General features: G+C 41.9%; 14 protein-coding genes. 11 read left to right on the forward strand and 3 right to left on the reverse strand.

Going from position 1 to position 25,408, the window contains the following annotated elements:
• Window positions 1-363: 363 nt before the first annotated feature.
• Entirely contained in the window at window positions 364-8,805 is an 8,442-nt protein-coding gene (locus tag LV92_RS16570; protein WP_111624717.1) for a T9SS type B sorting domain-containing protein, read from the reverse strand.
• Between the two features lie 134 nt (window positions 8,806-8,939).
• On the opposite strand from LV92_RS16570, the gene LV92_RS16575 reads away from it, so the two are divergent.
• A complete protein-coding gene (locus LV92_RS16575) occupies window positions 8,940-10,061 on the forward strand; it encodes a PQQ-dependent sugar dehydrogenase (protein ID WP_111624718.1) in 1,122 nt (373 codons plus the stop codon).
• Window positions 10,062-10,101: 40 nt separating this feature from the next.
• Window positions 10,102-10,506, forward strand: a complete 405-nt coding sequence (locus LV92_RS16580; protein ID WP_111624719.1) for a c-type cytochrome — start codon at window positions 10,102-10,104, stop codon at window positions 10,504-10,506.
• Window position 10,507: 1 nt separating this feature from the next.
• Here the strand turns inward: LV92_RS16580 and LV92_RS16585 are convergent, their stop codons facing one another.
• Together LV92_RS16585 and LV92_RS16590 are read right to left on the reverse strand one after the other, a co-directional pair.
• A complete protein-coding gene (locus tag LV92_RS16585) occupies window positions 10,508-11,323 on the reverse strand; it encodes an N-acetylmuramic acid 6-phosphate etherase (RefSeq protein ID WP_111624720.1) in 816 nt (271 codons plus the stop codon).
• A gap of 292 nt (window positions 11,324-11,615) precedes the next feature.
• Entirely contained in the window at window positions 11,616-12,365 is a 750-nt protein-coding gene (locus tag LV92_RS16590; protein WP_111624721.1) for a DeoR/GlpR family DNA-binding transcription regulator, read from the reverse strand.
• 258 nt (window positions 12,366-12,623) lie between these two features.
• On the opposite strand from LV92_RS16590, the gene LV92_RS16595 reads away from it, so the two are divergent.
• From LV92_RS16595 to LV92_RS16635, 9 genes are all read left to right on the forward strand, one after another.
• Window positions 12,624-15,533: a SusC/RagA family TonB-linked outer membrane protein gene (locus LV92_RS16595; protein WP_245946411.1), complete on the forward strand. Its 2,910-nt coding sequence runs from the start codon at window positions 12,624-12,626 to the stop codon at window positions 15,531-15,533.
• Window positions 15,534-15,550: 17 nt separating this feature from the next.
• Window positions 15,551-16,894, forward strand: coding sequence for a RagB/SusD family nutrient uptake outer membrane protein (locus tag LV92_RS16600; protein ID WP_111624723.1), 1,344 nt, complete (start codon window positions 15,551-15,553; stop codon window positions 16,892-16,894).
• A gap of 79 nt (window positions 16,895-16,973) precedes the next feature.
• Window positions 16,974-18,485, forward strand: a complete 1,512-nt coding sequence (locus tag LV92_RS16605) for a glycoside hydrolase family 10 protein (protein WP_111624724.1) — start codon at window positions 16,974-16,976, stop codon at window positions 18,483-18,485.
• A gap of 72 nt (window positions 18,486-18,557) precedes the next feature.
• On the forward strand, window positions 18,558-19,832 hold the full coding sequence (locus LV92_RS16610; protein ID WP_111624725.1) for an MFS transporter: 1,275 nt from the start codon (window positions 18,558-18,560) through the stop codon (window positions 19,830-19,832).
• Window positions 19,822-21,387, forward strand: a complete 1,566-nt coding sequence (locus tag LV92_RS16615; RefSeq protein ID WP_245946412.1) for a glycoside hydrolase family 3 protein — start codon at window positions 19,822-19,824, stop codon at window positions 21,385-21,387. Before LV92_RS16610 ends, LV92_RS16615 begins: the two co-directional genes overlap by 11 nt.
• Window positions 21,388-21,392: 5 nt before the next feature.
• A complete protein-coding gene (locus tag LV92_RS16620; RefSeq protein WP_111624727.1) occupies window positions 21,393-22,055 on the forward strand; it encodes a class I SAM-dependent methyltransferase in 663 nt (220 codons plus the stop codon).
• Between the two features lie 44 nt (window positions 22,056-22,099).
• Window positions 22,100-23,176 carry an anhydro-N-acetylmuramic acid kinase gene (locus LV92_RS16625; protein ID WP_111624728.1) on the forward strand — a complete coding sequence of 359 codons (1,077 nt, stop codon included), beginning with the start codon at window positions 22,100-22,102 and terminating at the stop codon, window positions 23,174-23,176.
• Window positions 23,177-23,254: 78 nt separating this feature from the next.
• Window positions 23,255-23,515 carry a DUF4212 domain-containing protein gene (locus tag LV92_RS16630; RefSeq protein ID WP_111624729.1) on the forward strand — a complete coding sequence of 87 codons (261 nt, stop codon included), beginning with the start codon at window positions 23,255-23,257 and terminating at the stop codon, window positions 23,513-23,515.
• Between the two features lie 106 nt (window positions 23,516-23,621).
• Window positions 23,622-25,319 (forward strand): sodium:solute symporter family protein, encoded by a 1,698-nt coding sequence (locus LV92_RS16635; RefSeq protein WP_111624730.1) that lies wholly within the window; start codon window positions 23,622-23,624, stop codon window positions 25,317-25,319.
• Window positions 25,320-25,408: the final 89 nt, after the last annotated feature.

Genomic DNA, 25,408 nt, shown 5'->3' on the forward strand with positions numbered 1-25,408 from the left:
TTGGGGTGGTCACGCCCAAAGCGTGACGACCTCCGCGTCCCAAACGCGGCGCGATAACCGGGCTACGCTACACCCCGAACTAGTTATCTATTTTCTTTCTTTCTTGAGGTGGTCACGCCTCAAGCGTGACGCCCTCCGCATCTCAAACTCGGTGCGATAATAACGCCTTGCGTTACAAACCGGGCGAGACCTGCCAGGCTATAGGCGTTGGACGCTCCGAATAATCAATCGCAATGAAAAATACTATTGTTTTTTCGGACTGCAAATATAGTATAATCCTTCGAAATAAAAAGTAATGGGACATAAAAAAGGACACTAATATTTTTAGTGCCCTTTTCATGGAAAATACAGGTAATAATTCCGTTATCTATACAGGGTGAAATGACCCATAAACTGTTGTTTATCCTCATCATTGGCGTTTACTTCATACCAATAATCTCCTGAGGGTACGGCCTTACCGTCGTAATTACCGTCCCACCCGGATACTTGGTCCAAAATCGCCACTACCCTACCATATCGATCATAGATCTTAACTTCAATATTAGGGAAGTAATCCCTATTTCCTGGATACCACTCATCATTCATATTATCCCCATTTGGGGTAAAGAAATTGGGAACTACCAACATACCCGTAAATTTGAATGGAATAGAAATTGTAGCCTCGCAACCCATACGATCCACTACCCTGACCTCAACATTGGTATCTTGGTTGGATAAAAACACATTCTCTGCACCATAAGAATCTCCTTGAAAGAAATATTCGTAATCGCCGAAGCCTCCCGTAGCCGTTGCAGTAACCTCATTTGGACCAGTTTTTATAGCAGTCAAGGTCAAAGGTTCATAGGCATCCACGGTGAAGTCCACCGAGGTGGCACATCCATTTTCATGATAAATATAAACAGTATGATCGCCTGCTGCCAAATCCCCAAATGTAGTCTGGGTATTGGCCAAGCTCATGTCATCCACATCCAGTGAAAATAAAAGTTTTGACATTAAACTCGAATCCGTCATTCGAATCCTAACGGTACTGTTTGGAAAAATTCCCTCACATCCATATTCAACGATAGGCTCAGCACTTAGGTCAACACCGATCATGATAGGGACAACCGCATTTGTCTCACAACCCATGGAATCGCGAATAAACACTACATAAGTTTCTCCGCCCATTAGGTTATCGAAAAACAAGGCATCGTTTCTAACAAAAACTTCGTCCCCTACGGAATTAGGTCCAATAATCTTGGTTTCATAATATTCCACACCGCTTAGGGTATCCACAAAGGGTGTTCCTCCCATCATGGTCAGCTGTGCAGAACCGTCGGAAGCCATAATACAGGTTTCCGGGGTGGTATCCACGTTGGCCACTACCAATTCTTCGGGCTCCGTAATGGTGACTTCCTGTAAAATATTACATCCCAGCTCGTCCTGTACTATTATCTCGTAGGTACCAGGTGGTAAATCCGTAAAAGTGAAAGAATTTGGATTCAATGGATCTTCACCTTCAAAGAATTCACTTAAAGTATCGGATATGGAAAAACGAATTTTTCCAGTACCACCGCTAGCCTCTATAATGACCTGACCATTTACATCCCCATAACAACTAACAGGGACCATTTCCAAACGATCCAATATCAATGGATCTTTGGGAGTTATCAAAATTTCCCCGGAAATAGCAGTACATCCCAGACTAGTGGCATAAACATAGTAAGATCCCGGTGGCAAATCCCTAAAGATACCGGAACTTTGAGCCCCCCTTACAATATCTGTAACAATAGGGAGTCTGGGGACACTAGGAGTTCCACTATCCAAAATATTATTTACTAATGTATAAACATAATTTCCTACCCCTCCAAAGGCCTCAGACCGCACTATACCAGTTGGTTGTCCGGCACATTTAATATTGGCATCCACCAGATCAAGGGCTATAACCAAGGGTAAAGCCGGGTCAAGATTAATTTCATTCGATTTCTGTTCAGGACAACCATTGCCATTTTGTACATCAAATTGGTATGGCCCTGGATTAAGATTTACATCGGGTACAATAATCTCAACGGTAATTACACCTATTCCTCCGAAAGAAACAAAAGGATCCGTAGTGCCAGACCTGCGGTAGAAATACTCCATTCCAGCAATTGGATTGGCTATAGTCAGTTCCATACGGCCCTCATCCCCACAACCAGGTGCCAAAGTCTCTACTAGGTCGGCATCTACCGGCAGCGGATCTTGGATAAAAACTGGTAGTGTCGTAAAACTACATCCCCAGCCGTCATAGACTACTATGGTATAATTTCCTGTTGGCAGGTTAGGAAATATAGCTGACTCCTGTAGACCACTGGTGTTTAAAATATTGCCAGAGGTATCCAACCTGTTCAACTGGAACAGGTACTCCTCACCATCCCCGTTAATATCCTCTCCACCACTTATATTATAAGCCTCAATTATTCCATCATTTGATCCAGGGCAGAGCAATGGCTGTACAATTCTAATATCGGCAGCAATCGGCACAGGTGGGTTAATAATGAAATCTTCCATAACCACACACCCACCAGAATCCTGGATACCTACACGATAAGTCCCGCTTATTAAATCACTGAATACATTATTGCTGGAAAAGGAAGCAATCATAAGGTATACCCCCGGAGCAGTTTCCATTTCCAATTGATACTCGTAGCCTCCCCAGCCACCATCACCTGAAACGGTTATTTCACCCCTACCAGGGATAAAACAGGTTACATCCGCAGTTTGAGCTGGTGAAGGATCCAAAGGTCTATCCGGTCCGTGTACCGTAGTTGTGTTACTAACGGTATCACAAAATGGACTATCTACTGCTTCTACACGTACCAATAAGTTGCCAGCAGGCACTCCTACAATTATTTCAGGGCTATTAATTGGATTGGCCGTATCAAAACTTCCGGTAACTCCTGTGCTGGTCTCCACACCTGCGGCATCACGGGAAAATACTTCATAGCTATAAACACCTATATAATTATTGACTTCAATACTAATTTCCCCATCAGATCCATTAAAACAGGTTACTGGTTTCACTTCATTAATAACAGCCTCTATAAGGTTATAATCCGGCACATTGTATGTTGGAGTAACAAACAAACAGCCGCCATTGGCTATATCTCTCACAGCAAAAATATAATCTCCAGGTGTATCCAAATCCCAAATTAGCCTATCAGCACCGCTGGTAAGTCGCTCTGGTTGTGAGCCCAAAGGCAATATTTCAATTCCGTAGTTTCCTGGGCCCTGGTCTATAATAATCTCAACTGTACTGGCCATTACACCAGATCCCGAAGCATCACAGGTAATAGGGGTTAGCTCGTTAAAACTAAAGGTTAGTCCGGAAGGAGGAGCTAAATTGACCGTATCGGTAATTTCACAACCATTATTATCCCTTATAGTAACAATTATGGTTTGAGGTCCACCATCATCAATAATCTCAAAAGTATTACTACTCTGGAAATTGGTCCCATCGAATACAGGGCTACCATCATTTATACTGTAAGTATATGGTCCTGTACCTGTAAGTGCACCGGTACCATCCCCATTGGTATCCGCATATGCGGTTATTGTTGTGGTATTAAAGGTATTGCTAGACGGATTACAGGTAAAGGGAGGAGCTGTTGCCGCCCCCATCAATGCTGTAGGTTCAATAATATTCGCAGGCACTCGTGCTGATGTACACCCTCTGCTGGACACCACCTCAACTTGATAGTTGTCAGCAGTTAAATTGTCGAAAATAGCATCGGCCTGACTCACCACTAAGGTATTGGAACTATCGTACAAATTATAAACAAAAGGTCCGTCAGTAGCGGATGCCGCTACCAAATCCACCGAAATACTACCATCAGCACTTCCGAAACACGAAATATCTTCGGTTAGCACAGAATCTATTATTGGTTGATCCACCGTAATAATTTCTACTACCGCGGTATCCTCACATAATGGAATAGTATTGGAACTTCTATCTGTTACGGTTATGGTATAATTCCCAGGAGGTAAGGTGGTAAACAATGGATCGTCAGATTGACTTACCACGAAACCGGCCCCATCATCCAAAACATAATCAAAATCCCCACTACCTCCAGAAGTCACAACGGTAATGGTACCATCGGCATTGTTACAGGAAGGCTCCGCGGTTGCACTAGCGGTTATTGAAAAGAAATCGTATACTTCAAAAGTATTGGTTGCGGTACATCCATTACCATCCCTTACGGTCATGGTATAAGTACCTGGATTAGGAACAATAAAATTAGGGCTATTTTGAAATCCGCCACCAATGTCATACTGAAAAGTAGTTTCCGGTGCAGGACCACTATTTAATGGCGAAGTAACGGCTACATTATAAGAGGCCACCACAAAACATTGATTGGTAACATCAATGGTAGGTGCCGCAACTCCTGGATCCTCCAAAATGGTCACAGTAGCGAAAGAACTACAACCACTGGCATCCTGTACATAAACATCATAATCCCCTGGAAGCAACTCATAGTCAGTAGTTCCAGAATAAGCTCCCACTGGTGTTGTGGTAGGAACTACAGAATATTGGTAAGGCCCAGTTCCCCCAACGCCCCGTATAACTAAATATCCGTTTGGATCATTACAATTGGCATTGGTATTACTATCAACGTTAATTGTGGGTATATCTTGGGCAATAATTGCCTGTGCACTAGTAGTACAGCCCGAAGCTACATCTTCTACCAACACACGGTAATTACCGGGAGGCAAGTTGGTAATCTGTCCTGTATATGGAGTACCCGGAACATAAGCTGGCACTGCAATGAGTGCAGTAGGTGCAACTATGGCGCCGGTGGTGACATTGATAACGGTAATTTCCAATTGCGTACCGGTATATTCCTCAACTTCATAATTAAATATTCCGTTTCCAGAAACGTCACAAGAAGCTGAAGTAGCAGTAGCTGTTGCGATAAAAGTAAGCAATGGACCACTTACAGGAGGAATTTCCTGCTGATAGGTACAAAGCGTTACCCTATCATAAACTTCAACTGTATAGGCTACTCCGTAGATAATTCCATTTGCCGCATAACTAAAGGTGTGGGAAGTAGCGCCAGATGCCATACTAAAAAAGCCTGAAGGATCGCCCAACACTCTTATATCATATTCTCCCGAACCACCGGCAATATTAACAGTATAAGTAAAGCCATCCGCACTGGGATCACAGCTAACTGGCAATGGTGGTGGAACAGGGGTTATTGTTAGCCCTGTATGGCCCAAGGTAACCGCATCCCTATCCTCACAACCGGATGCATCCCTAGTAATTACAGTGTATTCCCCTTCAGGTAAATTGGTGAAACTATGGGTGGCACTAGCAGTATTTACAACTGGACCGACCACGTTTCCGTTAACATCCAACAAAGTATAGGTATAAGGAGCTACACCATTGACATTACCAGTAACATCAATGCTTCCAGTAACCACTCCCGCAGCACAGGTAGCATCATTTGGCACCACCGTGGCATCCACTCCCGGATCTGGAGGTCCTACAGTAAAATCGACATCTATAAAACACCCTCTGCTATCCCTAACATAATAGGTGTAATTTCCTGGGGAAAGGTTCCCGTATACGGCCTGATTGGTGTATGTAATACCATCAATACTATAGGCGTATGGAGCCACCCCTACCGTGGTATCCGGTATAAGGCGCACTACCCCGGTATTGGGATCGTCACAACGGGGGTCGGTAACATCGGCAGATGCTGCTATTATATCCGTTGGGCTTATGGTTACCACATTGGTTTCCACCACACAACCATTGCCGTCTGTAATTTGGAACTGATAAGTCCCTGGACTTGGGGTTGTATATACAAAACTACTTCCTGCAATAGGTGTAGTAAGTCCATATCCCCCTCCATTAATATTCACTGCATAATTGGCATAAGGTGGATTTCCATTGCCAATATTGACCCGAATATCGGCATCACCTGCTCCTGGTACCAAGCTACAGGTAAGTTCTTTTTGTATGCTTACAGTAGAAGTAGTCTGTGGCCTTATATTCCTAACAACATCATCCATACAGTTATTTCCGTCCCTTACCTGAACGGTATGGTTGCCTGGGGTAAGACCGCCAAAACTTGCACTGGCACCACCTGCTACCCAAGGCCCATTATCTATTCGGTACTCGTAGTTTCCATCTCCACCACTAGCGTTGACCACCATGGTTGTGGCATTGGAACTATCAAAACAAAAATCCGAAGCTCCAGTATCCTCCACCAAAGTAGGTGCCGTTAACTGAGTAAAAGTATAACTTGAGGAAGCAGTACAACCACCTCCATCTTCAACAGTTATAGTGTATGGTCCGGAATCATCGGTTAAACCTGTAAAATTAGGATTGCTCCTTGGACCAACACTAGTACCGTTTGGTCTTGTAAGGGTATACTGAAATCCGCCCCATCCACCGGAAGCATTTCCATTAACCGCACCCCTATTGTTATTCTGACAACTCATATCGGTCCATATAGGAGATATGGCCAAGGGAGTTGATGGTTCTGCAATTGTTAGGGTCGCCGTATCAACGCAATTGGTATCTTCATCCGTAACCGTTATGGTATAGGAACCAGCACTTAGTCCACCTACAGAAACTATATTGGAGGTCTGCCCCGTTACTACAGGATTTGCATCTATTTGATACCTATAAGTTCCATTAAATCCGTCCACTATAAATCGGCCTGCCCCATCACTATCCCCAAAACAGGTTACATTGGTCAACAACTGACTGGCAACCCCAATAGAACTAATATCGGTTATGGCAAAACTTTCAGTATAATTACAACCCGCAGAATCGGTTACTCTAAAGGTATAACTACCAAGACCCAAGCCGGTGAAAGTATTGGATCCACCATTATTTACACTGGTCGGGGCTATAATTTCATAAGTGCTTATGGCCGCACCTCCTGTTACCGCTAAGGAAACAGATGCCGTACCTGTGGCACAATCTATACTGGATACCGTAAAATCGATATCCGTAGGTTTGTTCAACGGACTAAAAACAATGGCAGGTAAGGTAGAAACACAACCATTAGCATCGCGTATCTGCGGGGAATATGTTCCTGCGGAAATTCCATTAAAGACCGTATTGTTCAGAATGAAGCCAGACCCAATACTATACTCATATGGGCCTACACCTCCACTAACTCCCGAAAAGGTAATCTGACCCCCATTTTCATTTAAACAAGTCGGGGTTTGGGTGACATTGGCACTTCCTAAAATCGTAGAAGGGGTACCTATGGTTCTACTAACGGCCGGAGTGGTACATGAAAAAGTATCTTGCTGATACCTTATTACTATATTGTAATTGCCTGGTGCCAAATTGGAAAAAACATTACTGTTCTGAAACGTACCACCATTATTAATACTGTATTCCAGGTTATAACCATTACTATTGGTAACATTTACACTAATGCTTCCGTTGTTGGACCCCCCGCAATTGGCGTCCACAGAACTGATATTGTATACTGGAGGTGGTATATTCTCTACATCAACCGCTGCATTTTTGGTACATCCATTGGCATCTCTTACCACTATATTATAGGTACCGGGACTACTAACAGTATGTGTGGTTGAAGTTCCGAAACTCCCCCCGAAGGCACCTCCATTTACATTATATTGATATGGTCCTGTACCACCACTTGCATCTATGGTGATATCCACAGAAGTAGCGCCGCAACCAAAACTGTCGGTCGCAAATGCAGTGGCATCTACAGGAACAAGTCCAGCACCTATTGTAATTGGATTTCCATTAATAGTACTTATGGTCTGGGTACAACTGCTACCTGCCTGAACCGATACCGAATAGGTACCTGCCCCAAGATTATTAAAGGTATGGGTATTTGAACCATTTGGACCGAAGGTATTCATGGTAACACCGTTTCTTATTAACCTATAGCTATAAAATCCGGGTACTCCAGAAATGTTAATACTTATACTACCCTTATCACCACTACAGATGATATCTACCATGGAAACCGCCACAGTCATATCTACTTCGCTTATGGTTACGGTTTGGGACGGGAAAACACATGCACTTGGGGAGGCGTTCTTTAAACGCGTATACACCTGATAATTGCCAGGCGTAAATATATCGAAATACGGATTGTCCTGATAAGGTCCTGCAGCAGAATTAAGACTGTATTCGTAGCCAGCAGGTACATTGGTAACCTCTACCCTTCCTGGATTACCACAAATAATATTCTGGGTACTAAGTTGAGGATTCAAGGGATTGGAAGAAACCCTAAAATAATAAAAGGCTCCTGACCCTACCCTAACGCGATATTCCCCCGCAACGGAGGGATCACTGGCATCAAGGAAATAAGTTGCACTTGTTACTGCCGGCCCATAACAACTATTATCCTTTACGGGACAGGTGTCGGTTCCTACAAAAACACAGCTCGACGAAAGTTTCTGCCAAGTAATGGTGCCGGATCCGCTTACTGAAACAGTTCTATCATCACCAGTTCCACATAGAAAAAATTTGGCCAAGGTGCTACCATCGTTGGTACAGGTTACCTGTTCATTGGCACCATTGATGATTGTAGCAAACATCATTGGACTAGAAGTCACATCAATTGCATCCTCTTCGTTAGTATTATTTATGGAACTCTCCAGAAGGCTATTCTCCTGGGGTTGTTCAACAGCAATCTCTGATGCATTTATATTTTCGACCGCAGATGAAACATCCGCTATAAACTCATAAACTATAGAGTTTGCCTTCGAGGCACTAAACACAATGCTTAGTGCTAGCAGCAGTAGGGCATAATAAATATACCGTGGTTTTTTCGGGAGCATAGGTTAAGTAGGTTTTACAAAATATAATTAGACTTGGGGAGGTCAAAGTATATTCTTGGTGTAATAGTTTTGCTTATATTTTATATTTATCTTTAGCGTTCTAAGCTACATTATTAATTATTTAACGTCGAATTATGAAAAATAGTATCTTAATTATATTCATCGCCTTAATGTCTTTGAATTTATCTTGTGCTCAAACAACTGAAAATGAGGTTAATAGCGTAGATAATCCATCATTCACCGCAGAGCTAATAATCGATGAACTACAATTACCATGGGGATTTACCTTTCTTCCTGATGGTAGTATGCTCATTACGGAAAAGGCAGGCCAATTGATTCATTTCAAGGATGGCAAAAAGAATGAAGTAAGTAATACACCAGCAGTGTATAACAGAGGCCAAGGCGGTCTATTGGATGTTGTCCTGCATCCAGATTACGCCAATAATGGATGGATCTATATATCCTATGCTTCCGAAGAAGGTGATGATAAGGGTGGAAATACTGCTATTATCAGGGCAAAGTTGAACAACAACAGTCTTACCGACACCCAATTATTATACAAGGCCACTCCCAACACCACTAAAGGTCAGCATTTTGGCTCCAGATTTGCCTTTGACGATAAGGGTTATTTATTCTTTTCCATTGGAGAACGAGGGGACCGGGACGTTAATCCCCAGGATATTACCAGGGATGGCGGAAAAATATATCGTTTAAACGCGGACGGGAGTATTCCTTCAGACAATCCTTTTGTAAACACTGCAGGAGCAAAAACAGCCATATATAGCTATGGACATAGAAATCCCCAAGGTCTGGTAAAAAACCCTATGACCGGGGAAATCTGGGATAACGAACACGGTCCTCAGGGCGGGGATGAAATAAATATTATTGAAAAGGGCAAGAATTATGGATGGCCGGTAATTACTTATGGCATCAATTATAGCGGCACCCCCATTACGGATAAAACCGAAATGGAAGGCATGGAGCAACCAATACATTACTGGGTACCTTCTATTGCGCCAAGTGGAATGGCCTTTGTAACTTCAGACAAATACCCGGAATGGAAAGGAAACTTATTAATAGGCTCTTTAAAATTTCAATATTTGGAAAGACTGGAGCTAAAGGGTAACAAGGTTGTTTACAGAGAGAAATTAATGCCCGACTTAGGACGTGTGCGGGACGTTAGACAAGCCCCGGACGGTTTTATATATGTGGCCGTGGAAGGCAAAGGAATCTATAAACTAGTACCAAAGAAATAATACTCATTAAATTTAGTATCATCATCTTATAAAGTAATTTATGAAGCTCTTGCTTTTAACCTATATTTTCTCTATTTCATTATTGTCCTTTTTATTGTTCCAGGACAAGGAACTGGAAGAAAGCATCAATAGAGGTGCAGATATTTATTCGGACTTCTGTATAAACTGCCATATGGCGAATGGAGAGGGTGTTGAAAAAACATTCCCTCCATTGGCCAAATCAGATTTTTTATTGAACAAAAGAGAGGAAAGCATAAGGGGCGTAAAATACGGCCAACAAGGATATATATTGGTCAACGGGGTGGCCTACAACAACATTATGCCTCCAATGGGATTGGAAGATGAGGAAATTGCAGATGTGATGAACTATATCCTAAACTCCTGGGGCAATAAAAGCGACAGCATAGTAACCCCCGAAGAGGTTTCTATGAATGTCAATAAATAGTCTAGCCCTTACTGGCGTCTATGGCATTCTTTACAGAACCGTATTTTTTTAATAATTTTTCTGCCTCGGCATAATCAATATTTAATTCCTCTACCAAATATCGGGTTCCGCGATCTACCAACTTTTCATTGGTGAGCTGCATATTTACCATTTTATTACCTTTCACCCGCCCGATCCTGATCATTAAGGCAGTGGAAATCATATTGAGCACCAGTTTTTGCGATGTTCCGCTTTTCATCCGCGTACTTCCTGTTAGAAATTCAGGCCCAACGTTTACAGCGATGGGAATCTCTACGGCTTGAGTCAAGGGAGAACCCGGATTATTGGTAATACATGCAGTCAACAAGCCATGCGCAGCCGCCTCTTTTACCCCACCAATGACATATGGTGTAGTGCCCGATGCCGCTATCCCTACTACTGTATCGTTCTTTGTTATATTAAAAGGTTCCAAATCCTTCCAAGCCTGAACAGTATCATCCTCGGCATTTTCAACAGCCTTTCTAATTGCTACATCCCCACCGGCGATCAATCCAATTACGTAATCATGGGACAAGCCAAAAGTGGGAGGAATTTCCGAGGCATCCAAAATACCCAATCGGCCGCTGGTTCCCGCACCTATATAAAATAGTCTGCCCCCTTTATCGAATCGTACTTTCAAGGCATCTACCAATTTGGTCACTTCCGGTATAACCAAGGCAACGGCATCAGCAATCAACTGATCCTCCTTATTCATATTAGTAAGGATTGTTGCGGTATCCATCAATTCCAGGTCATTGTATTTTGATGGCAATTCGGTTATCTTTTTATAATCTTGCATATTTTTTGGTCGGTATTTAATTAAATAGAATTATTTTTTGGTTTAGCTTAAGAGGGTCCGTTAAAGCAGATTGGCTAATTCAGCGATTTGAAAAATCCAATCTTTACTTCTTTTACTCTTATAAAAATGTTTTATCAATTGAACTAGCATCTGCCCCACATATCAAAGTATACTTTTAGAATCATGGCAAACTTAGGTAATTTTAGTTTTTTAGATTGTCCAAAACTGGCAGTGGCAACTAAAAAAGTAAAGACATTTAAAAAATTTAAACTACTATAACATATAAATATCTTTAAAGCAATTTTATTTTAACGTCCCAGAAATCCTTTAATTTATCATCTTCTGGTTCCAGCTCGGTAATTAAAACATCTATAGTGTCCAAATCACATATTTTAAACCGCTGTGTGGAATTTAATTTCTCGGAAATTGATGGGGCCACAATTTTTTTTGAGGCATTTATCATAGCTTTTTTTATTTGAACAATATCCCAATCAAAATCGGTTACCCCATTTTTTACGTCGATGGAGTTGATACCTAAAAAGCAGATATCCACCTTAATATCATTCAGCATGTTTATAGCACAACCACCGATAGCAATTTGGGAATCCTTGGATAATTTTCCACCAACCAATATTACTTCCACGTCCGATTTGGCCATTAATTGAACAGCAACCGGCAAACTAGGTGTAAAACAGGTAATTTTCAAATTGGGTGGAATCATCCGTGCAATTTCCATATTGGTGGTTCCACCACTTAATAGTATAACCTGTCCACTCTTGATCAAGGTTATTGCCTTTCTTGCAATCCGGGACTTACTCTCAAGAGCATATATCTCTTGATTTTCAACATTGTAATTGTTAAACCCCAATGATATGGCCCCGCCATGTACCTTCTTTAGTTTTTTGGCAGCACTAAGCTCCTTGATATCACGGCGAATAGTATCTACCGAAACACTCAAAAGTTCGGCAATATCCGTAAACAAAACCCTATTATGGATTCTAACCTCGTTTAAGATTACTTGTTGTCTCTCGGCTTTTAACATAAAATTGTCATATTAACAGAATATAGTCAATATTAGCAAAAAACTGCAAACAAACCGCATACAGCTATTTATTTTAATAATTATTGCAATATATTGCAAATTATTGCAATAGTTGCAGTATTTTGCATATTTTTGAGAATATCAATTATTCTATTTCTAATTTAATTTACTAAAAATTAACTCTAAAAGCCGATGAAAAAATTTCAAACAATTAGGGGAAAATTACCAAGCCATTTATTCCTATGGCTACTTCTGGTAATGAGTACAAACGTATTTGGGCAACAATCCCCAATTACAATTAGTGGAAACATTACTGAAAGTGGTTCTGGGATACCCATAGCCGGTGCTTCTGTATTTATTGCAAATACATCTTTCGGTGCCGTTTCGGATTTCGATGGAAACTACAGCTTTAAAGCTGCTCTGGAAAACGGGGATTATGTTCTCACCGCTAGCTATCTTGGATTTAGCACTCAAAAAATATCCTTCACAGCCTCTGGTGGAGATATCACACAGGATATTGTTCTAGCGGAAGACCTTTTAAGCCTGGACGAAGTAGTGGTTACCGGGACAGGGACAGGCGCCAATAAAAGATCCCTAGGAAACGCCATATCTACTGTAAAATCGGAAGATTTGACCAATAATGGCGCTACTCAGGTAGACCAGGCCATTGCTGGAAAAGTTTCTGGTGCATTAGTACAACAAAATTCCGGAGATCCTGCGGGTGGTATCAGTATAAGACTTAGAGGGCCTAGCACCATTGCCGGTAGTTCCGACCCACTATATATTGTGGATGGTATCATTATAAGCAACTCCAGTAACGAGCTTATAGATTTGGGAGGTAACTCCCAGAACAGGCTGGCCGACCTAAACCCCAATGATATTGAAAAAATAGAAATAATCAAGGGTGCAGCGGCAGCGGCGATCTACGGATCAAGGGCCAGCAACGGGGTAGTTCAAATTTTTACCAAAAAGGGAAAGAGTGGTGAACCCAAGTTTACCTTTATGACAAATATCAAGCTAAACGAGCTTAGAAAAAAGATTGACTACAATACGGTTCCCCTAGCTTGGGAAGTAGCCACTGACAGAAACAATTTGGCTACGGTTGCAGTAGAGCGATATGATTTACAAGATGTTATATTCGACACCGGTTTTGGCTTGGAGAATTACTTTTCTGTAAATGGAGGAAATGAAAAGACCTCCTATTTTCTTTCGGCCTCACATTTGGATAATGAAGGCATCGTAAAGAATACCGACTTTAAACGCTACGGATTTAAAGCCAATATTACCCAGAAGGCATTTGATTGGTTGGATATTACAGGAGGTTTCAACTATGTAAGAAGTATAAGTAACGACGTTCCTAATGGTGGAATCAATTCTGCCTATGGATCTCTTACAGGATTCTTGTTCAGCGACAATTCCATAGATCCTACCCCCGATGCTTCAGGAGTTTATCCAGTAACCTCTCCCCTAGTGGCCAGAACCAATCCATTGGAGGCTGTAGACCGATTTGATTTTGGACAAAAAACCAATCGTTTTATCACAAGCATTGCCCTGGATGGTAAATTTAATGAACACCTTTCCGCAAAATATACCCTGGGAATGGATTATTACAACCAATCCGCATTTGCCTTTATTCCCATCAACAATACCTCAACGTTACCCGATGGATTTGCTAGAAGATCTGATTTAAACAGTTTTCAATACAATAGCGACCTAAATGTAACTTACAGGACCGATATATCGGATAGTGTGAACTCCATAACCACCGCTGGCGGTTCTTGGCAATACGAAGAAAGGGATAGGGTCGGCATTAGTGCAACTGGACTTCCGCCTGTAGTGCAAACGGCAACGGGAGGTAGTTTATTGGAGCAAGGCGAGACCAGGTCCCAAATTTCATATTGGGGAGCTTTTCTACAACAGTCTTTTTCCTTTATGAACAAAATTTATATAAACGGTGCAGTAAGAATGGACGGCGCTTCGACCTTTGGTAAGGATGAACGCAATCAACTTTATTTCAAAGCCAGCGCCTCTTATGTTCTATCCGATGAGGATTTCTGGAAAGACACCTTTTCAGACACTTTTAACTCCTTTAAATTAAGGACCTCATGGGGTCAGGCCGGTAACCTAACCGCATTGGGTGCCTTCGATAGATTTTCAGTATATTCTCCTTCAGCTATTGGTGGAGCGGTAAGTCTTATTCCATCTACCGCCCAAGGGAATGAAAACCTAAAACCAGAAAGACAGGATGAAATTGAATTAGGTTTTGATGCCGGATTTCTTAACAATAGGTTAGGCTTGGAATTCTCATACTACCATCAAAAGGTAACAGATCTATTGCTACCAAGGGTATTGGCTCCATCAACCGGTTTCAGCTCTAGATTCGAAAACGTAGGCAACTTGGAGAATAAAGGGATTGAATTACTGCTCAGGGCCGCACCTATAAAAAATGAAAACTTTTCATGGGACGTAACCGCTTCTTTCTCCAAAAACAAGAATGAGGTTACCAATGTTGCCGGAGGTGGCCGACTAACCCTAGATGGTAGTTTCTCTACCAACTATGTAATAGAAGGTGAGTCATTAGGTGTTTTTTATAGGGAATTTTACGCACGTAACGAAGATGGCACAATAGCTCTGGATGCGAATGGTTACCCATACAGAGGAACTACCGAGGATGGTGAATCATCCAAAGTATTGGGAGACCCAAATCCAGATTGGTTTGGATCCTTGATCAATGAAGTTTCTTATAAGAACTTTTCATTAAGAGTACAGTTTGATGCTGTTCAGGGTTACGAAGTATTCAACTGGAACCGTAGATTGCTGGACAATGTATTGTTTGGCGGTGGATACAATGTTGGTCAAGAATTGTTGGGGAACCTTCCCAAAGGTTACGGAGGAGCACAGGCCAATATCTTTGAAGAGTTTGTGGAGGATGGATCTTTCGTTAAGTTAAGGGAAGTAAGCCTTAGCTATAACTTCAAACCTAAATGGGATTTCATAGACAACGTAGCATTGAGTTTGGTAGGTAGAAACTTGGTTTCATGGGACAATTATTCCGGATGGGATCCAGAAGTAAGTGCCGCAGGTCAAAGCAATGGGGTAAGAGGATTTGATTTTGCTACTGTTCCAATCCCAAAGACCTATCAATTTGGAGTAAATGTTAGTTTCTAAACTTAAAAAAAACAACGATGAAAAAATATTTAAATTTTAATATAAAGGCTATTGCACTATTGATGACCGTTTTGGCGGTATCATCTTGCGAAACCGATTTTGATAATCCCAATGCCGCTACGGACGCCCAAGTTTTTTCTTCTAGGGAAGGTATATTGGCAGCAACCATAGGAATGCAACAATTGTATTCCACCACAGGTTTGAGATGGATAGTAGAAACACCAGCGGTAACTACAAGGGAGGCAGGTATTACCACTACCTTTCAGAATATGATAGATCTTGAGGACGGTGGGGACATTCCAAATTCCACTTCCAATATTGTCGGACTATGGTCCACGATGCTTCGGGTGATGTCGATTTCAGAAGATATTGCAAAAAATGCACCTGATCTGAACATCAATGACGGCACCAAAAGTGGTTTGATTGCTTACGCCAATTTATTTAAGGCAATGGCCATAGGAAGTATGGCGCAGAACTACGAACAGGTAATTGTAGCTATCAGCCAAGATGGGGATGCAGCATTCGTATCCAGAACAGAAGCTTACAATACCGCAGTGGCTCTACTCAATGAGGCTCAAAACCTAATTGCGGCCAACCCAATATCCGACGAGTTCAGCTCAGAGATCCTGAGAGGAAATATAGACTTGGAAAATACCCTGCAGGCAATGTCGGCTCGGTACAATCTATTTGCAGGTAATTATGATGCTGCAATTTCGGCAGCGGGCTCAGTAGACGAATCTTCTACCTCAGTATTTACCTATGATTCACAAAATTTAAATCCGGTATGGAGCAGGGTATTTCAAAACGGGGTTCCCAATTTTAAACCTAGAGATAACTTTGGCTTGCCAGCCTCCTTTTCAATTGACCCTGCTGATGGTCGCGTTGATTTCTATTTGGTTCCTTTGGATGAACTGAACATAAATCAACTACCTATAGAAGACCTTGCAGGATTCTTTGATGAGGAGAGCGGTACTGAATCCATTCCCGTTTATCTACCGGACGAAATGAGCCTAATTATTGCCGAAGCCAATCTTAGAAAAACTTCAGCCGATATCACAGCTGCCGTAACCGCCATAAACAATGTTAGGACTGATAATGATGATGTCTTTGGGGTAAACGCCAATATCCCTGCTTATGCAGGGGATACGTCCGTTGAAGCCTTATTGAACGAAGTGTACCTTAACCGTAGGCTGGAACTGTTCTTAACCGGAACCAGTCTGGAGGACAGCAGAAGGTTTGAACGACCTGAGCCCAGCACAAGTGCCAAGGTATTTACTGATGAAAGGAATAGAAACTTTTATCCTTATCCAAACACTGAAAGGGACAACAATAGCAATACTCCGGCCGACCCATCAATTTAAAGGAAAAATTGTTTTAGATTACAAAAGGCCTACATTTATGTTTAAATGCTAGGCCTTTTATTTCAACACTCAATTTCATATGTTCAAAAAAATTGCCCTTTTACTTACATTATCCATTACCTCCTGCTCGGTATTAAAACCTTCCATACCAACACCCAAACACGAATTTAGAGGTGTATGGATAGCCACCGTAGTCAATATAGACTGGCCAAAAAGCGGCCTCGATGATATTGAAAAACAGAAACAGGACTATCTGAAAATCCTTGATTTTTATAATGACTTAAATTTTAATGCCGTAATAGTTCAAATTAGGGCCGCCGGGGATGCTTTTTATCCTTCCCAATACGCGCCCTGGTCAAGATTTTTGACCGGCAATGAAGGTGTAGCCCCAGAACCCTATTACGACCCCTTACAATGGATGATACAGGAAGCGCATGCCAGGGGAATGGAGTTCCACGCATGGCTTAACCCCTACCGGGCCACGTTTGACGAAAAACTGGAAATCTTAAGTAAAGACCATGATTACAACCTACATCCAGATTGGATGCTGAAATACGGAAAAAAATACTATTACAATCCCGGATTGCCGGAAGTACAACAGCATTTAACAAATATCATGGGAGAAGTAGTTGCCAATTACGATGTAGATGCCGTTCACTTTGACGACTATTTTTACCCCTATAAAATAACCGATGAAACTTTTGAGGATACGGAAACCTATACCAAATACGCCCAACCACAACAATCCTTGGAAGATTGGAGAAGAAGCAATATTGATAGTTTGGTCAAGAAGGTACACAACACCATAAAAAGCGAAAAACCATGGGTACAATTCGGTATAAGTCCGTTCGGAGTATGGAAAAACAACAGCACCGATCCTCTTGGATCGGACACCAAAGCCGGGCAGACCACCTATGAGGACCTGTACGCCGATCCGTTGTTATGGATGAAAATGGGATGGATAGACTATTTGGTGCCCCAAGTATATTGGAGCATGGATCTACCCGTAGCATCCCATAAAAAGATAGTGGACTGGTGGTCCAAGAACAGTTATAACACCAATCTATATATTGGCAACGGACCCTACAAAATAAGAAACAATAGTGACAAAGCCTGGGACAAGAAAAAAGAACTTCCGAACCAATTAAGCTTCGCCAGAGAAAATAAAAATGTAATCGGAAATGTATTTTTCAGCGCCAAATCCCTAATGTCCGACAAGGAGGATGTGCTCAAAATATTGAAGAAAAAATACTACCAAAACATTGCTTTGCCACCCAGTTCACCATTTCAAAAAAACGCATTTCAGAATGAAATTATTGAAACACAGTTTCAAGAAAAAGATGGCCTTTTACATTTCAATATACCATCCAAGGAAAGACAAAATTTAAGATACGCTTTGATATATGTAGCCAAAAAAGAATCAATATTAAGTCTGGAAAACACGGATAGATTAGTGGCAAAAATACCACTTTCGGACTCCGGTAATTTTAGTTTTAACAGTTCAGGATTCAAAGGAAAAAAACTTTTGGCCTTAACTTTTATAAATAATTTTGGACAGGAAAGTAGACCCAAAATCATCAGAATAAATTAAAGTCAAGGAAGATTTAATATCTTCATGAACACAAAAATAAAAACCAATTTTAAAACATAAAAAGCTGGTAAAATGATTCAAAAAGACAAGTGGGCATGGGCATGGGTTCCTGTTTTATACTTTACACAAGGCATTCCATACGTACTTGTAGTTACAGTTTCGGTAATAATGTATAAAAAACTGGGTATCAGTAACTCTGATATCGGTTTATACACAAGCTGGTTATACCTTCCGTGGGTCTTAAAGCCACTTTGGAGTCCGTTTGTGGACCTTAATGGCACCAAACGAAAATGGTTTTTGAGCATGCAGCTAATTATTTCCCTCGCCATCTTGGGAGTGGGCTTGACCGTGCCGACATCCATATTTTTCACCACCACTTTGGCCTGTTTTTGGATGGCAGCTTTTGCTTCTGCAACCAACGATATTGCATCTGACGGATATTACATGTTGGGCCTGACCGAAAAAAAACAGGCCTTCTTTGTAGGCATGCGAAGTACCTTCTATCGCCTGGCCATGATCACCGGTCAGGGACTCATTGTTATCCTCGCAGGATTTCTGGAAAACTATTATGGAGACAACACAAAGGCATGGTCCGTTACCATGATCGCCGCTGCCATTTTAATGTTGGCATTGACCATTGCCAACTTTTTTGTCACTCCAAAATATGAAACTTCGGAAGCCATTATCCAAGTAAAACCTGAAGGATTTTTGGACGTATTTATTTCCTTTTTTAAGAAGCCCAATATTGGTATTGCCTTGGCCTTTATTTTAAGTTACCGCCTCGGGGAATCCCAATTGGTAAAAATGGCCGCACCCTTTTTATTGGACAAAACCTCAGCAGGCGGATTGGAGTATTCCACCGAGGCGGTAGGGACCATTTACGGAACAGTGGGAGTAATTATGCTATCCTTGGGTGGTATACTTGGTGGCATCCTAATTTCCAAGGATGGATTAAAAAAATGGATGCTGCCCATGGTATTGTCACTTAATCTGCCCAATGCCATGTACGCCTTTTTGGCCTTGACAAAAACTACTAGCTTGGTGGCTGTTGTAGCAACAGTGATTTTGGAACAGTTTGGTTATGGCTTTGGCTTTGCCGCCTTTCTAATCTTCCTGATCTATATTGCCGAAGGAATTTCCAAAACCTCCCACTATGCCATCGCCACCGGATTTATGGCATTGGGAATGATGCTGCCGGGAATGGCAAGTGGCTATATTCAGGAATGGCTGGGATATGGAGGCTTTTTTGTTTGGGTGGTCATTGCTGCCCTACCCGCGCTCTTCCTTTTAAAATTTATAAAATATCCCGCCGATTACGGTAAAAAAACCAATACCGATGATGTTTAAAATTGCATCCTATAACGCTGCCGCTACCCAGCTTGGCCTAAACGAAAAAGTTGGTCAATTGTTTATGCCCGCGGCCTTTATCAATGATACCGAAGAAGAAATTCAAGGATTGGAAAAACTCATCGGTAAATACCATGTAGGCGGCCTATGCTTCTTTCACAGTAGGGCCAGCGCCGCGACCAATTTTGAAGGAAAAAAGAAAATTGTTTACAATGAACAAAGCCTGACCACACTAAAGAACCTTATCCGTCGATATCAAAATGTGGCAAAATATCCACTGCTCATAAGTATTGATGCCGAATGGGGATTGGCCATGCGCGTAGAAAATACGCCGCAATATCCCTATGCCATCACCTTGGGAGCCATACAAAACAAGGAGGATTTAATTTTTAAGGTAGGACAACAAATAGCCTTGGATTGCAGACAGGCGGGAATTCATTGGAATTTAGCACCCGTAGTGGACATCAACAACAACCCCAATAATCCCGTAATTGGCTACCGCTCATTTGGAGAAGATAAATTGAATGTCACCCAAAAGGCCATGGCCTTTATCAAAGGTACCCAGAGTGTTGGGGTTTTAAGCTGCATCAAACATTTTCCTGGCCACGGCGATACGGCCACTGATTCCCATCTAGGGCTGCCCATTATTAAAAAACCCAAGGAAGCCTTAATCGAAAACGAACTTTATCCCTTTAGGGAAACCATAAAAAATGGAGTGGATAGCGTTATGGTAGGCCATTTATCCATCCCCTCTTTGGATAATGGCGAAGGTACTCCGGCCACAATTTCCAAAACCATTATTACAGGTCTCCTTCGAAAGGAACTAAATTTTAATGGCGTGGTTATATCAGATGCCTTGAACATGCATAGCGTTAGCAAAATGTTTCCGGAAAAAGGGGAACTGGAATGGCGTGCCTTTGATGCCGGTAATGATATTCTTTGTTTTGCAGAGAACACAGAGGAAGGCATTCAAAAAATAATGGGTTATGCAGACCCAGGAGAAATAGAAGAACGTTTTAAGCGGGTATGGCATTTAAAGGAACAAGCCTTTGCACCCTATACCCTAGCACGTACAGACCAAGAGGCAACCTCCATTTTAAACAAACAGTTGGCCCAGGAAAGCCTTACTTTGTTGACTGGCAGCGATAAGATTATTAGCGACTTTAAAAATGAAGGCTTTAAGTGCCTCTCCTTAGGGGAACCGACCAATAACACCTTTGCGGAAGCTGCCTTCATGGTTGCTGGTGAGGGACCAATAAATAAGGATAATGTTTTAATAGCCCTTTATCCGCCAAAAGTTAAGCCGCAGAATAATTTTGATCTCAAAACTGAGGAACTGGAGCAGCTGCAGCACTTGTTAAAAACAAAGAAAGTTATACTATATGTCTTTGGAAACCCTTATGCACTTAACCTCATTGACTATAAGACCGCCAAAGCAGTGGTATTGGTATATCAAAATTTCATAGAGTTTCAATATAATGCCCTGGCCCATTTCAGAGGAGAAATTACTGCTAAAGGGACATTGCCTGTTACCATTAATCTAAAAGTGTTTTAAAGACAATGGAGAATAACATTATCGAATCCTGGAATAAGAATGCCCTTGAATGGATCAAGGTAATCGACAATGCGGATATTGAATCCAGAAAGTTCACCAATAGGGCCATATGGGATCTCATTGGCAATTCTCCTGCTATCAAAATTTTGGACGTTGGCTGCGGGGAGGGATGGCTCACTAGGAGCCTTGGCACCATGGGTAAATCTGTGGTGGGCCTGGATGCCATTCCCAAATTATTGGAAAACGCTGAAAAAAAAGGCGATGGCACCTATTATCAAATGTCCTACGAAGATATTATATTGGGCAAGCCCATCCCGGAAGCGCCCTATGATGCGGCAGTTTTCAACTTTTGCCTTTATCAGAGGGAAGGGCTGAGCCAACTTCTAAAACAAGTAAAAAAAGCGCTATCCGAAAATGGGTATATCGCTATACAGACTCTTCACCCCTATTTCTTATTGCAAAATGATTTGGAGTATAAGAGCCAATGGATCAACGATTCCTGGAAAGGGCTTCCGGGTAATTTCACCGACGGCCATTCTTGGTATGCCCGTACCTTCGAATCATGGATGTCCGTAATTAAAAAAGCCGGACTTCAATTACACCAATTACAGGAAGTGACCAATGATAACAATAAACCCCTGTCGGTGATTTTTATATTGTCAGAATAGATTCAGGCCAACCATATGAACCATAACAACATCAATAATTAAAAATGAAAAGATATAAAGTCATTGGGCTAATGTCAGGAACCTCCTTGGACGGATTGGACCTGGCTTACTGCCATATATGGGAAACCACCACGGGTTGGAATTTTGAGATTAAAGAAACGCACAGTATTTCCTATGGCGAGGAAATGCAGGCAAAACTTAAAAACTCCATTTACCTTCGCGCTGACCAATTGCTACAATTCCACAATATCTATGGCAGCTGGCTTGGGCAACAGGCCAAGGATTTTATTAAAGAACATACCCTGGAGGTCGATTTTATTGCCAGTCATGGCCATACCACCCATCACCAGCCCCAAAACGGACTCACCTTCCAAATTGGTTCTGGCCAACATTTAGCGAATGAGAGCGCCACAAAAGTAATTTGCGATTTCCGGACCAACGACGTGGCCTTGGGCGGACAAGGTGCTCCCTTGGTACCTATTGGGGATCAACTCTTTTTTTGTCAGTACGATTATTGTCTAAATCTGGGCGGAATTAGCAATATATCCTTTGAACAAAATGGCAAGAGATTGGCCTATGACATAGGCCTGGCCAATATGATCCTCAACCATATTACCAAAAAAATCCACCTGGATTATGACAAAGGAGGTGCTTTGGCAAAGACCGGAAAGATAAACAAAGAAATGTTGGATCAACTCAACGATCTGGAATTCTATAAATTACCCTTCCCAAAGTCTATAGGGTTCGAATGGTTTGTAGAGAAAGTAGTCCCCATTGTTGAAGGGACCAAGGACAGTATTGAAAATTTACTGCATACAGCCGTTCATCATATATGCGACCAGATAGCCCTTCAGGTGAAGGCCCAAAAGACTAAAACAAAAAAGAGCCTGTTTGTTACCGGGGGTGGCGCCCTAAACACCTTCCTTATGGATTGTTTACAGGAAAAACTTGGATCGGAAACTAAAGTTGTTTCTCCCTCAAAAACCTTGATCGAATTTAAAGAGGCTCTGGTATTTGCGCTTATGGGGGTTTTACGTGAGGAACAGAAAATTAATTGCCTTAGTTCCGTAACGGGGGCCAAAAGAGACTCCTTTGGAGGTGTTATTTATTTACCGGCTTAAAACATATCGTTTGGTATATTAAATCAAAACCTTATCTTGGTTACTTGAATATTACCTCTTTACAAAACCAAAGATATAATGAGCGAAAAACAAAAAAAGGCAACCGCCTATTGGAAGGAAAATGTGCGTTATTTATTTATTCTTTTAGCCATATGGTTTGTCGTTTCCTTCGGGGCCGGGATATTATTTAAGGATGCCCTGAACACTATAAAAATTGGTGGGTTTAAATTGGGCTTTTGGTTTGCACAACAAGGATCTATCTACGTTTTTGTGGTATTAATATTTGTTTATGTGCGCCTTATGAACAAGTTGGACAAAAAGTATGGTTACAACGAATAGCCGCTGTGAATTTTCCAACACGGCTTATAAATATCGAAATACCTATGGGCTTACCACCCAATTGGTCAAAAACACAATCCAAAATATCAACCAAAAAACTTAAAATATGAGTGTTCAAGTCTGGACGTACCTTCTTGTAGGAATCACCTTTGCCCTGTATATAGGAATAGCCATTTGGTCCAGGGCAGGATCTACCAAGGAATTTTATGTTGCCGGTGGCGGGGTTTCCCCCTTAGCGAACGGAATGGCCACTGCAGCCGACTGGATGTCTGCAGCTTCCTTTATCTCCATGGCGGGAATTATTGCCTTTGCAGGTTATGACGGTTCGGTTTACCTAATGGGCTGGACGGGTGGCTATGTGCTTTTGGCCCTACTCCTTGCCCCCTATTTAAGAAAATTTGGAAAATTTACGGTACCCGATTTTATAGGGGACCGCTATTACTCCAATACCGCCCGTATGGTGGCGGTGTTCTGCGCATTGATTGTTTCCTTTACCTATGTCGCCGGACAAATGCGAGGTGTTGGAGTGGTCTTCTCCAGGTTTTTACAAGTAGATATAAATACAGGGGTGATCATTGGAATGGTAATAGTGCTATTTTATGCCGTCTTAGGTGGTATGAAAGGAATTACCTATACCCAAGTGGCACAATACTGTGTGCTCATATTCGCCTTTATGGTCCCTGCCATTTTTATTTCCTTTCAAATGACAGGTAACCCCATACCACAACTGGGAATGGGATCTACCCTCAATGATGGTTCTGGAACCTTTTTAATGGATCGGTTGAACGGACTCTCCACAGAGTTGGGCTTTGCCGAATATACGGATGGCACCAAATCGGTCATAGATGTCTTTGCCATTACCTTGGCCCTCATGGTGGGTACGGCAGGATTACCTCACGTTATTGTAAGATTCTTTACAGTAAAGAGGGTCAAGGATGCGAGGAAATCAGCTGGATTGGCCTTGTTGCTTATCGCTATCCTTTATACTACCGCTCCCGCGGTTTCCGTTTTCGCGAAAATAAATTTGATCAATACGGTAAGCAACAATGAGTATAGCCTTATGCCCGTTTGGTTTAAAAACTGGGAGGAAACCGGCTTATTGACCTTCGACGATAAAAATAAGGATGGAATTATACAATATGTGGCCGACAAGGATAAAAACGAATTAACTGTTGATAATGACATTATGGTGCTGGCCAATCCGGAAATTGCCAACCTTCCTGCCTGGGTAATTGCCCTAGTGGCCGCTGGAGGTTTGGCAGCTGCGCTCAGTACAGCAGCAGGATTGTTACTGGTCATCTCTGCCTCTGTTTCCCATGACCTGATAAAAAAAGTTTTCAAGCCCAATATCTCAGAAAAAGGGGAGCTATGGGCTGCAAGGGGTGCAGCAACCGTTGCTGTAGTTATTGCAGGGTATTTTGGAATTCACCCACCTGGATTTGTGGCGGCAGTGGTTGCACTGGCCTTTGGACTAGCGGCAGCATCTTTCTTCCCGGCCATTGTCTTGGGTATTTTTTACAAAAAAATGAACAAGGAAGGAGCCATTGGCGGTATGGTCGTTGGGATCAGTCTAATGATGTTCTACATGGCCAAATTCAAGTTGGGTTGGTTGGGAGAAATTCCCGATAAGTCGGAGTGGTGGTTTGGAATATCCCCAGAAGGCTTTGGAACCGTGGCCATGATCGTCAACTTTATTGTTGCATTGGTAATCAATAGATTTACTCCTGAACCCCCAGAGTACGTCCAGGAAATAGTTGAGAACATTAGGATTCCCAGTGGTGCAGGAGAGGCGGTAGACCACTAATTAAAGAATTGAACCAAAATGTTGGCGATTTAAATAAAATGCAAATCAAATAACAGCAATTGCCCATTTTGTGCATGGAAGGGAACAAA

The organism is Arenibacter echinorum (assembly GCF_003259375.1).
GTDB classification, from domain to species: domain Bacteria; phylum Bacteroidota; class Bacteroidia; order Flavobacteriales; family Flavobacteriaceae; genus Arenibacter; species Arenibacter echinorum.